Source organism: Marisediminitalea sp. (assembly GCF_984433645.1).
The window spans coordinates 3,184-16,050 of sequence record NZ_CFIDRX010000004.1 but is presented as its reverse complement, the minus strand read 5'-3'; the positions used below and the strand labels follow the sequence as shown (position 1 = coordinate 16,050).

Sequence of the window (12,867 nt, the reverse complement as noted above, 5' to 3'; positions counted from 1 at the left end):
GAGGTAATTTGTTTAAGCCTGGTTTTTAGTTGTTTGTGTAACATGTGCGTTCCTTAAACCAAAAAAAAAGCCCACCAGTAATGACTCATCATTACTGGCGGGCTTCGTTGCCTGTTTTCTGCTCTCTCATAAAGCAGAAACGAAAATAAGTTGTGTGCTTTAGCGTGCTAGCATTCGCTGACTTTACTAATACATAATTGGTGCCAAAATTTATAAATCAAACAAAGTCATAGACTTAACATTTTATCAACATATTTTGATTGACATTATTTGTGTCACGACGGTGCGTTTTGTACAAAAGCTGTGCAAAAAGACCAGCGCAAAGCAGAGGCAATGGATCAACATGGGGCGTGAGTTTGCACCGCGATCGCACGATCAACGTGCAAAAAATCGCGATGAACGTCCAGAATATCATCAAACCGTAGCGGGAACAGTCGCCAGGCAGGTTAAATTTGATGACGAATTTAGCACGGGATACAAAGCAAACTGCCGCAGTAAGCGGCAGTCAATTTATGGGATAAAGAATAAAGAAACTAACGTGCTTCGAATGGCAACCGTTGAGTATTGCGGCCTGCCCACATATCGCTGGCTCTGGTCGTCGCCTCAGGCAGTGCTATGTTTTCCAGTAACATCAGATAAGCCGACAAACTGGCGATGACCGCTTGTTCAGCGTAGTGGTGGTCTTGCTCTCCACGCCAAACAGCCAACATGGTTGATGTACTTACATCGCGCTCTTTCATCGACCAACCCGGTGAAGCAGGATAGATCACTTCACGGGTTTTACCGTCCCGGGTAAAATAGAGGTGAGTATCTCGCTCAGTGTTCACTTCTGGATCCCCGCCATCCCCCCGAAACACCAAAGATGCCTGCTCGAACGCTTCATTCACCACGGCATGACGTTCATCCAGATGCAGATGATAAACCCCCTGAACTGCAAATGGCGCATGGCTAGGGTTAAGTAAACGTGCCAAGGTATTAGCACAGGAACGCAAACCAAACAGTTCACGCAGCTTTATCAAACGGTCTAATTCAGGTAAGGCAATGCCTAAATCCAGATAACTAACGTTATAAACGGCCTGATGATTAACAGCTTGCTCGATGGATTGTGCAAGTGATAATCCCAGGTCAGGCAAAGCATGACTCGCGTAGAAACGTTTGGAACCGGGTTCAGATGCACCATGCAAACAAATATTCACGCCTTCCGATGCCAGTAACGCCGCACTGAACAAATACCAGGGGAGTTGTCTGCGCTTACCGGCATAGCAGCCGATATCAAGCTGCACCTGTAACCGGGATAAGTCTTTGGGTAAACGCTCGCGGCAAGCGCGAATGAAGGCAGTGAGTTCTTCGACAGATTCTTCTTGCATACGCAACAACATTAAGAACGCACCGGCTTGTTCCGGTGCAATGCTGTTGTCCAGTACGCGTCCCATGGCGTCATAGGCTTCGTCGAACGTCAGATGACGCGCACCCTTTTGCCCTTTGCCAAGGGCCTTAATATATTCGCTAAATGGCAAGCTTCTCATAAGATTGGTTAAGCAGCTCTAAAGAAACAGATTGGCGAGCATTGACCACATGCCCTATCACTACCAGTGCAGGGCCTGTCATGTTTGCTTGCGCAACGTGTTGAACTATATCGCTAATCGTCGCAGCGATGACCTGTTGTTGATTACAACACGCGTTTTCAATCACCGCAACTGGCATATTCGCATCTACGCCATTTTCTTTTAATCGCTGGCATAAAAGCGCTAAGCGCTTAAAGCCCATATAGATAACCGTGGTTTCACGTTCCGCGCTACGCGCTATTGACGCCCAGTCAGCTTCTTTTTCAGGGTTTTGAAACTGTGCAGTCATCAGTCTGACGGACTGAGCCACACTGCGGTCCGTTAGTGGAATGCCAGTGTAGGCCGAGGCCCCTGAAGCAGCGGTAATACCAGGCACAATGGCAAACGGGATATTCGCTTCAGTTAATGCTGTCGTTTCTTCGCAAGTGCGAGCAAATACTGCCGGGTCGCCGCCTTTCAGCCGCACAACTCGCTTACCCGCCTGCCCTAGCGCCACCAAACGCTGGCAAATTTCCTGTTGTGGCACACTGTGTTTACCACAACGTTTTCCTACGAAGACTTTTTCGATATGACGTGGAATGCAGTCCAGGACAGATTGATCTACCAACCAGTCAAACAGCACAATATCCGCCGTTTGCAGTAAGCGATAGGCTTTGACTGTTAGCAATTCGGCATCACCGGGGCCGGCCCCCACAATAAACACTTCTCCGGCTTTTTCAGACCGACCGCGTGCAGACAGAGCATTGTTGCCAAGTCCGGAAGCACCATCACGTCGGGTGATATTGCGCAACCGGCTTTGAATACGAAGCGCCCCTTGGATCAGTGGCGCGGTAACAGGGTTAAATAATACGCTCATAAGGGGTAGATTCCGTGTCAGTTGAAGATTCAGCCTCAGCAGTGAGTAAGGCCGCCAGCTCGGTTTTGCACGAGCCACAATTTGTGCCGCATTTGAGGTTTTTACCCAATGCTTCGACACTGTTACAACCGTCCTGGATAGCCTGCTTGATGGTGTTTTCACGCACACCAAAACAGCTACAGACCAGTTTCCCTAATAAAAATGCGTCATCCGGCTGTTGATTCAACATAGCAGATACCTGCTCCGCGGACAGCGCCGTTTCAGTGAACAGACTATCAAGCCAATCTGAAGGCAGATTCAGCGCATTTGCACTAATCAATACAGCCAACACCAGCTTGTCGTCCCGAGTGGCCACAACACTCACGGCGTCTGCCGATTGCCTTGTTACCCATTGTGTATCCTTGGGTAACAGCGCAAATACACTGTCTAACACTGCCTGAGGCGCTTTAACATCCGCAACAGAAGCACTGTGTGCCACCTCAGTGGGGCAAGCCAGCCAATAACTGAAGCTCTCCCTCACCGGCCCGACATACTCGGCATTGCCGTACACCAGACCATAAGAGGCCATGTCAGCTTTTTTGGCTTTGACTGCACCGTGTTTGAGTTCAGGCTGCCCCGACAAGGGGTCATTGGCACCGTTGAGTAAGGCACCCACTTTACAATGTGATCCCCAGGTCGCAGACCAGTGAAACGGCGCGAACATGTCGCCTTTTCGCTGTTTGTCGTCAATGGTTACGGGCAGAATCACCGTGGTGTCGGTCGCGCAGGCAGCATTTAATGCCAGGAGATCGCCGTTTTCCACACCCAGTGTTTTTGCATCTGCGCTATTCACGCTTAGCCACGGACGATCCATGTGTTTAAGTAACCGCGCCGTGTTGCCGGTTCGGGTCATGGTATGCCATTGGTCCCTTACCCGCCCAGTATTCAATACATAGGGATAATCCGCTGAAGTAGCCTGGGTAGGCAATGCCGGGGTAACCGCAATCATGCGGGCTTTACCGGTTGGGGTATAGAAAGTACCGTCCGCAAACAGTCTGTCTGCACCTGCACGATGAGCCTCACTGAACGGCCATTGCTGTGGACGCATGGCATCGTATTGCTGTTCAGTCAGGTCTTGTAATGGTGATAAGTCCAGCGCACGGCTCCCACCATTTTCAGTACCGGTTAATGCGCAGTGTTCGCGAAAAATCTCGGCCGGATGCTGATAACTAAATGCCTCATCAAAGCCTAACGCACACGCCACTTCACTGATGATTTGCCAGTCGTGCTTTGCTTCACCACTTGGCGGCACCAAGCCACGTTGGCGCGAAATGCGGCGCTCTGAATTTGTTACTGTGCCATTTTTTTCTGACCAGCCCGTTGCGGGAAACACCACATCAGCAAATTTAAGTGTGTCGGTTTGTGCCGCAGTATCGGACACGATCACCATTTCACAGCGCGAGAGTGCTGCTTCAATTAATTCGCGATTTGGCATACTGGCAACAGGATTGGTTGCCATAATCCATAAACACTTAATTTTTCCGTCAGCCGCGGCCTGAAACGTATCAACGGCTTTCAATCCATTTTTTGTTGCCAGATTCGGCGCCTGCCAGAAATCGCGCACAATACGCTGATGCTCAGTATTATCAATATCCATATGCGCGGCCAGCATGGTAGACAAGCCACCTACTTCGCGTCCGCCCATGGCATTAGGTTGACCGGTGATCGAAAAAGGGCCACTGCCGGTTTTGGCAATCTTTCCACTCGCCAAATGACAGTTAATGATGGCATTCCCTTTGTCTACACCGGTAGTGGACTGATTGATGCCCATAGAGAAAAAGCTGATCACCCGAGGAAGTTGGGTAAACCATCGGAAAAACGTTTCAACGACAGACTGAGGTAGTTTACAAACGTCCGCTACTCTGGCCAAATCCCATTCACTCGCAATCTGCATGGCTTCTTCCAGCCCTGACACGGATTGTTCAATGTATGCGTTGTCCAGCCCATCGTGTTGTGACAAATAGTTCAACAAGCCGCAATACAATACGGCGTCCGTACCGGGAGCCAACGGCAAATGTAAATCGGCAAGCGTACAGGAATCCGTTTGGCGAGGGTCAACCACCACGACTTTCATATCGGGGTTTTGTAACTTGGCGCGCTCAATACGCTGGAACAACACCGGGTGAGTCCAGGCAGCATTACTACCTACTAGTACCAGCAAATCTGTGTGCTCTAAATCTTCGTAGTCACACGGCACAATATCTTCACCAAACGCTCGTTTGTGCGCGACAACAGCCGATGACATGCACAGGCGTGAGTTGGTATCGATATTGGCGCTGCCAATAAAGCCTTTCATCAGTTTATTGGCAACGTAGTAATCTTCGGTCAGCAGCTGACCAGAGCCGTAAATTGCGATGGCTTCCGGACCGTCCGTTTCCAGAATGCTGCGCATTTTATCGGCCACCGTTTGGATGGCTGTTTGCCAATCGCTGCGTTGGCCATTCACCATGGGAAACAACAGGCGGCTGTCCTGACCTAATGTTTCCAATAAATGGGTACCTTTAATGCAAAGGCGTCCAAAGTTAGCCGGATGTTCCCGGCTACCTTGCAGGTCACTGAGTTGTGGCCCTGCAGCCCCCTGGCGTACTACATCCACGCCACAACCCACACCGCAGTACGGACAGGTTGTTTGCAGTAGTCGTTTACTGCTTTGGGGATTCGCTGTTGGGGGTAATGAAGTCATTGCAAGTCCTGGCTGTTACAGTTCAATCAATACACGTTGTGCGTCAACACGAACAGGGTAAGCATTAACGCTCACATCATCGCGCTCCAGACACGTGCCGGTAGCCAGTTCGTAGTGCTCTTTATACAGCGGTGATGCCACCACTGTCTTTCCGCCCAATGAACCGACAATACCGCGATAAAGGACGTTGGCTTCGCCAATAGGATCCCAGTTGCTAATCGCAAAATACTGTGTGCCTTCGCCGTTCACAATCCGGAAGATAGCAACCTGTTCCTCACCGATCAGCGCGCAAACGCCACTGTTGGTAACCAGGTCATCTTCATGGCACACATCATGCCATTGTGGGGTATAACTTTCTTGTGCTTGCATGATTGTTCTCCTAAACGATTTCTACCGGAATGGCTTTTTCACCTGAAAACTTTTCGGCTTTGGTAGCCGGACGAATCTGATCGCGCTCTGTCACGAACTGAATGTTACTGTCGGTGGCGTCACTGTTCACAAACTGGCGGAAACGCTTGAGGGCTTCCGGCGATTCAATGGTGGTTTTCCACTCACACTGATACGTATCAGTAATTAACTGCATTTGCGCTTCAAGTTCGTCGCCAATGCCCAACGAGTCTTCAATCACAACCTGTTGCAGGTATTCCAGACCGCCTTCCAGGTTTTCCATCCAAACAGAGGTCCGCTGTAAACGGTCTGCGGTTTTGGTGTAGAACATCAACACGCGGTCGATGTACTTAACCAGAGTTTCATCGTCCAGGTCTGTTGCAAATAAATCTGCATGGCGAGGCTTCATACCGCCGTTTCCGCATACATATAAGTTCCAGCCGTTTTCAGTGGCAATAACACCGATATCTTTACCTTGTGCCTCGGCACATTCACGGGTACAGCCCGATACCGCAAATTTAATTTTGTGCGGCGCACGCAGGCCTTTGTAGCGGTTTTCCAGGTCAATGGCCATCGTAACCGAGTCTTGCACACCGTAGCGGCACCAGGTGCTCCCTACACAAGACTTCACCGTACGCAGTGCTTTGGCATAGGCATGACCTGTTTCAAAGCCACCAGCAACCAAAGCTTCCCAAATAGCCGGAAGTTGTTCGACACGCGCACCGAATAAATCAATACGCTGACCACCGGTGATTTTGGTGTACAGATTGTACTGTTTAGCCACTTCACCCAGCAGAATCAGTTTGTCAGGGGTAATTTCACCACCGGCTACACGCGGTACAATCGAATAAGTACCGTCTTTTTGCATGTTACCTAAATAAGTATCATTGGTGTCCTGCAGTGGTTGATGCTGCTGTTGCAGAATGTAGTCGTTCCACACCGACGCAAAAATAGAACCGGCAGCAGGCTTACAAATGTCACAGCCCATGCCCGTACCGTGTTTTTCCAGTAATTCGTTGAAGCTCTTGATGCCTTCAACCTGAATCAGGTGGTACAGCTCCTGACGCGTGTAATTAAAGTGTTCACAAATGGCTTTCGATACTTCAACGCCGCGTTTTTCTAACTCACTGTCGACAACGTTTTTCAATAAGGCTGCACAACCACCACAACCTGTGCTTGCACTGGTTGCGCCTTTCACGTCTCCTACAGAGCAACAGCCGCCGTCGATAGCTTCAATAATGTCGCCTTTTGACACGTTGTAGCACGAACAGATTGTTGCTGCGTCACCCAAGGCATCTGCACCCAATGTTGGTGCTTCACCGGCCGAAGGCAGAATGAGCGACTCTGGCGCTTCTGGTACGGCAATTTCGTTTAACGCGTATTGCAACAAAGTATCGTAGTCGCTGGTGTCACCCACCAGTACCGCGCCGATTACATGCGTTTTGCTTGGATCAACGACGAGTTTCTTGTAAATGCCATCAGGCTGATTGTGATAGGTATACACCAACGCGCCCGGTGTTTTTGCATGGGCATCACCAATTGAGCCTACTTCTACGCCCATTAATTTGAGTTTGGTACTCATATCGGCACCGGCAAATTCACCTTCGCCACCCGTCAGGTGGGCTACCGCTGCGCGTGCCATGGCATAACCCGGCGCAACCAGGCCATATATGCGGTTGTCCCACAATGCACATTCACCAATGGCGTAAATATCCGGATCAGAAGTCTGGCACTGGTTGTTAATAACAATACCGCCGCGCTCACCCATTGCCAGCTCGCTGCTGCGACCTAACTGGTCACTTGGGCGGATCCCGGCAGAGAACAGAATCAAATCAGTTTCTAAAAAGCTGCCATCAGAGAAATTCATGCGGTAACGACAATGTTCGCCGGCCACGATTTCCTGTGTGGCTTTTTGCGTGTGCACCTGAACGCCCAGGTCTTCAATTTTCGTTCTGAGCTGGTCACCGCCCATCAGGTCCAGTTGCACCGCCATCAATTGAGGGGCAAATTCGACCACATGGGTTTCAAGGCCGGCTTGTTTTAATGCGTTTGCTGCCTCAAGGCCTAACAAACCGCCACCAACAACAACACCAACTTTACTTTGCGCAGAGGATGCACTGATAGCTTCCAAATCTTCAATAGTACGATACACCAGGCAATGGGGTTGGTCGTTACCCGGAATCGGTGGTACAAACGGGTATGAACCTGTTGCCAGTACCAACTTGTCGTATTCAAAGGTTTCACCACTTTCCAGTGTAACCACTTTGGCAGAGCGATCGATGTCACTTACCCGAGCATTGACTCGTGCGTCAACCCCCCACTCCTGATACGTTTCAGGTGTCGTCATGGCTAAATCTTCAGCCGTTTTACCTGCAAAGTACGACGACAAATAAACCCGGTCGTAGGCCAAACGGCCTTCACCGCTTAAAACCGTAATGTGGCAATCATGCTGGCTGTTGATCAACTGCTCTACAAAATGATGGCCTACCATGCCATTACCGACAATGACGATGCGTTGTTGTGAAGAAGAAGTCATTTTGTTCACCTTTCTTGGGGACAAAAAAAAGCCCACGACCTTTAAGGGTCATGGGCTCCGTTGCCTGTTTAGCGTTAGCTTTTAAATTGTGTGATGGCTCAGTACGGCTGAGTCTACATCGTATTAAGTTACTATCAAGATCAATGCCAACAGTAAGAAATGTTAGTTTTCATAGAGTTATAAAAATTGATTACCGGGGCTTATCGACCTATTGCACCAAAATAATGCAAAAAACACGTTTCCCGGTGCACCACACTGATGAATGCACCACCTTATCGAATAAGAGACAATGCCAATAACGCGGCCAACACCGCAGATATCCCCTGCCAGAATTTAACCGGATTACGTTCTGCAAGGGGCAGTGTTTGCTGATAGGCTGGATTCGGATGCTGTAAGTCATACAGCAACTCAGACAAACTTGGATACCGTTTCGCCGCTTGCGGGTGACAGCCTCGTTTCACTGTCTCATCTAACCACACAGGAACAGACACATCTCGCTGTAATAATCGCTGATACCGCAGCTTGTGCAGTGCGCTGTAGCTGGTCGTTTTAGCGACTGCCGTTCCATATGGATGTGCGCCAGACAAGGCATAATAAAGAATCGATGTTAATGAAAACTGATCAGCCTGTTCATTTGCCCACAACCCCACAAAATACTCAGGCGCACTGTAGAGCAGATCGCCAGGGATCATTAATTGATTGGGATCTTCCAGAAAATTATGACCGTGGATACTGGCACTGCCAAAGTCAATAATAATCACCCGGTCCGAAGACGTGAGTAATAGGTTTTCCGGACGCAAATCCTGGTGTAACACCCCTTTGCGATGCAAAGCGGTTAACCCGGCAACCAGTTGCGATGCCCAGTCCCTGACCTGTTGGACACTCGCCTGGCCATTGTCCAGCAAATGTTGCTGCAGTGTTTGCCCTTCGAGATACTCGGTTAGGGTATAAAATGCCGACCTGGGTGTGTCATGACTCACCGCTTTCATTAAATGCGGATTGTCGACCATACGTGCCACCCACTCTTCTTTTGCCATGTCATCTAAGAAACCGGCATTATCAATGTGAGTGGTCGCAGGCACTTTTAAAATAGCCATTTGCTGAGACGTTTGATGTTGAGCAACGAAAACCTCGCTGCGATCTGACCGATGCAAACATTTGGTCAAATGCCAATCATCAATATTTGTCCCAATGGTCGGCTGAGTGACTCTGGGCAAGAATCCATTGTCATCAAACGCAATGGTTGAATCCGAAGTCACACCCGTTACTGCCAGGACCTGAATGGTGAGATTGTCTGAACTGCCTGCCGCCAGGGCTTGTTCTATAACTTCCTCACAATATTCCGTTAGCTGCGCCTCGCTAGCCGGCATCTGATCAAATAACGTTTGCGCATCAACAAACTCGCTAACCCCGTCGGTCATTAAAATAAATTTATCACCGGGTTGCACTGCCATGCTGTGAATATCGACATCCAGCTCGGGTTTTATACCCAAAGCATTGGCGAGGTATGTTTGCCCTGACTCAGACTCACCGGTGTGTGCGCGTGTTAAAGTGGTAATCACCTCATCACGGCAGTGCAAGATGGTACTGTCACCGCAATGTACAACCGTTGCACAATCCTGATGAAGAATAAGACTGGAAAACGTACACACATAGCCCCTATCCGGATTCCCCTGATAAGGACTTTGTGCGGTTTTGACGTATAAAGCCGTATTGATCGTCTTTAATACGTTTTGTGCGGCTCTGGCAGCCGACCAGTTATCACTGGTTAACAGGTAATCACGATTAAACTGCGTAACAGCCAGCTCGCTGGCGTACTGGCTCACCTGGCTGCTACTAATACCATCAGCGATACAGGCGACTATCCCGCGTCGCTGTAAAACGGCAAAATCAGGCACTGTCAGTTTCTGACAGTCCTGATTTATTGGTTTGATACCGCTGCTGGAGCAAGCTCCCCAGCGGACAGCTAACATGTACCTTATGCCTTATCGTTGACCTTTGCTGCAGGTACAGCTTTTGGTGCAGCGCCACCTACCAGTGTGCGCTTAGGCGCAGTTTTGTAGTGCGTTGAGTACAGTGTCAGGCCAGTAAATGCCAGACCACCAACCAGGTTGCCCAGTGCTGTTGGAATTTCGTTCCAGATAAAGTAATCCAGGATTGAGAAATCACCACCCATGATCAGACCAAATGGGAACAGGAACATGTTTACAACAGAGTGTTCGAAGCCCATGAAGAAGAACAGCATGATTGGCATCCACATGGCCAGAACTTTACCGCTCACGTTAGTCGAAATCATCGCGCCAACTACGCCCAGTGACACCATCCAGTTACACAGCATGCCGCGGATAAAGATAGTGAACCAACCCGCTACACCATACTCAGCATAACCGAGTGTACGAGACTCACCGATGCTGGCAACTTTGGTTGCAATAGCGCCACCGTCCGTGTTGTAACCCATAGTGAAGATAAATGACATCATGAATGCCACCGTCAACGCACCGGCAAAGTTACCCACGAACACCAATCCCCAGTTGCGGAGAATCTGTGGCCAGGTTACACCAGGCCGCTTAGCCAGCCAGGCTAAGGGGGCAAGTACGAATACACCCGTTAACAGGTCAAAGCCCATTAGATACAACATACAGAAACCAACCGGGAACAATACAGCCCCAATCAGAAAAACACCGGTCTGAACAGCAATGGTTACTGCAAATACCGCTGCAAGGGCCAGAATCGCACCCGCCATATATGCCCGAATTAAAGTATCGCGGGTAGACATATATATTTTTGATTCACCCGCGTCGACCATCTTGGTCACAAACTCCGAAGGAAGTAGATACGCCATAATCAATCACCTTACTGTTTTAAAAGAGTGCACAGCGTTCACTGCTACGTTCGCTGCCGTTTTTCACGCACAAAAAAGCGCCCGCACCACCTTCCAAGGAAGGTAGTCGCGGACGCCTTTGTCCAATTCTGTGCTGTCGTCAAATCCCTAAGACTTGCCCTTCACCCGTTCCAATTTTCTTGCCAACTTGCAAAATTAAATTTAAATCAATGAAAATCAACAATTTAAACAAAAATACAGAATTTGGTCGAATATTCATCAACTGAACGCATTGCGCCAAATTGGCGCAAATTCACCAAAACAGTGCTCCGCAATAGACACTTACCTGAACAAAAAGCATTCAACTAAAGGTGTATTTTGCTACAACTGCTCAAAACCCCATCGTTTCTGATGGTATTCCAACAAAATAGCTCTGTATCGTTAAACAGGAACGTCTTTTGCTTTAAAGTTTTATCAATAAGCTGTTTGAGGCCACTATGGGAAAACACAGCGAAATAACTAAACGCTTTTTGCTGGCGGCAAAGTACCAGGAAATCCAGGCACTTCATCACTTGTCGTCCAACTGTCGTACCGTTGAAGCCATTAAAGACATGATTCACCAGCTTCAGCGAGAGCGTGGGATGTCGAATGTATTTCTGGGCTCAAAGGGCGATCGCTTCACCGCGCAGCGCGACCATCAAATAGAAAGCAGTCAGGAATGCGAGCAAGACCTCCGCAGCCTGTTGAAATCACTCTATTTGGGCAATCACGACAATGGCCAGTCGATGCGCCTGCTCAGTAGCATCACCTTCGCGTTACAAGGCATGGATCACCTGCCCAACCTGCGGGAAAAAGTATCGGCACTGCAAGTCAACACACTGGAATCCACCAACGCCTATTGCCGGTTAATCGCCGGTTTGCTGGATGTGATTTTCGAAGCTGCCGATGTGGCCAGTGATCCTGAAATGACCCGCTTACTGGTTGCCCTGTTTAATTTTATGCAAGGCAAAGAATACGCGGGACAAGAGCGAGCCTGGGGGGCCATTGGCTTTGCTGAAAGCCAGTTTGACAGTGAACTGTGTGATCGCATCACGGCACTTACCGAGTCACAGCAGCAGTGTTTTGAAACCTTTAGCAATTTTGCCGACGCCGAAGAACAAGCTATGTGGGCCGAGCTCGCCAATAGTGATATTGCCAATAACATTCAAAGACTGCGTGAAATGATTTGTGCACTGGCCAAAGGCGGCGATTGCTCGCCAGAGCTAAGCGAAGTTTGGTATGACATTGCGACAAACCGCATTGATGCCATGCAGCTCATTGAAGAGCATTTGACCGCGCGCCTGAACAAACAGGCGGAATTGCGAATTAAACAAGCCGAAGATGAGCTGCGAAATCACGAATTGCTGGTCGCTTCGTTAAACAATACACCAGCGCATTCTGGTTCACCGTTCACTATGTTGTTCGATGCGTCAGTAAGAGGTTTACGCGGCGCCGATATTCGCGAGGAAGAATTGAGTGAATCAGCGACGCTGTCTGCTCATAAATCGTTTTATGAATTGATTCGCGGGCAGTCTCAGCGAATCGAGGAAATGGCAGGCCAACTGACAGCGGCCAAACAAGCACTGAACGAACAGAAAGTCATCGACAGAGCTAAACTTTTGTTAATGCAGCAAGGAAAAATCTCGGAGCAGCAGGCCTACAGAAAACTGCAAACATCGGCCATGGAACAGAATATCCGCATTGCAGAATTGGCCCAACGAGTTGTTCAACGCGTCGAAAAATAACCCACACAAGAAAGCACCTGAGGGCAATACCTGTATTGCCCTTGGGTCTGTTTAACGCCAAGTTTCACATTTCACACAAAAATCCATTAACCATAGCCCGGTTCAGTAAGCTGTGGTTTTCTTGTTTTGTTCAATCACAACAACAATGAGAAAACTATGTGGAAGCCTACTATTCGAAAGCAACTCGTCGGTGTGT

Annotated in this window: 8 protein-coding genes; 1 reads left to right on the top strand and 7 read right to left on the bottom strand. The window is 49.0% G+C overall.

The window, feature by feature from the left end:
• Positions 1 to 533: 533 nt before the first annotated feature.
• The 7 genes from AC4MRN_RS01180 to AC4MRN_RS01150 all read right to left on the bottom strand — a co-directional run bounded on the left by AC4MRN_RS01180 (position 534) and on the right by AC4MRN_RS01150 (position 10,908).
• Complete coding sequence (locus tag AC4MRN_RS01180; RefSeq protein WP_491202261.1) at positions 534 to 1,526, bottom strand: glycosyl transferase family protein; 993 nt, start codon at positions 1,524 to 1,526, stop codon at positions 534 to 536.
• A complete protein-coding gene (gene cobA, locus AC4MRN_RS01175) occupies positions 1,507 to 2,421 on the bottom strand; it encodes a uroporphyrinogen-III C-methyltransferase (protein ID WP_491202260.1) in 915 nt (304 codons plus the stop codon). Before cobA ends, AC4MRN_RS01180 begins: the two co-directional genes overlap by 20 nt.
• Positions 2,405 to 5,143 carry a nitrate reductase gene (locus AC4MRN_RS01170; protein ID WP_491202259.1) on the bottom strand — a complete coding sequence of 913 codons (2,739 nt, stop codon included), beginning with the start codon at positions 5,141 to 5,143 and terminating at the stop codon, positions 2,405 to 2,407. Before AC4MRN_RS01170 ends, cobA begins: the two co-directional genes overlap by 17 nt.
• Before the next feature lie 15 nt (positions 5,144 to 5,158).
• Positions 5,159 to 5,512, bottom strand: a complete 354-nt coding sequence (gene nirD, locus AC4MRN_RS01165; RefSeq protein ID WP_073324945.1) for a nitrite reductase small subunit NirD — start codon at positions 5,510 to 5,512, stop codon at positions 5,159 to 5,161.
• A 10-nt stretch (positions 5,513 to 5,522) separates the two neighbouring features.
• Positions 5,523 to 8,066, bottom strand: a complete 2,544-nt coding sequence (gene nirB / locus AC4MRN_RS01160; RefSeq protein WP_491202258.1) for a nitrite reductase large subunit NirB — start codon at positions 8,064 to 8,066, stop codon at positions 5,523 to 5,525.
• 272 nt (positions 8,067 to 8,338) lie between these two features.
• The gene (locus AC4MRN_RS01155; protein ID WP_491202257.1) at positions 8,339 to 10,039 is read right to left on the bottom strand and encodes a bifunctional protein-serine/threonine kinase/phosphatase; all 1,701 of its coding nucleotides are present in this window, start codon (positions 10,037 to 10,039) and stop codon (positions 8,339 to 8,341) included.
• Between the two features lie 5 nt (positions 10,040 to 10,044).
• Positions 10,045 to 10,908, bottom strand: a complete 864-nt coding sequence (locus AC4MRN_RS01150; RefSeq protein ID WP_491202256.1) for a formate/nitrite transporter family protein — start codon at positions 10,906 to 10,908, stop codon at positions 10,045 to 10,047.
• 476 nt (positions 10,909 to 11,384) lie between these two features.
• Between AC4MRN_RS01150 and AC4MRN_RS01145 the strand changes: the two genes are divergently transcribed.
• Positions 11,385 to 12,671 carry a nitrate regulatory protein gene (locus tag AC4MRN_RS01145; RefSeq protein WP_073324949.1) on the top strand — a complete coding sequence of 429 codons (1,287 nt, stop codon included), beginning with the start codon at positions 11,385 to 11,387 and terminating at the stop codon, positions 12,669 to 12,671.
• The last annotated feature ends 196 nt before the right edge of the window (positions 12,672 to 12,867 follow it).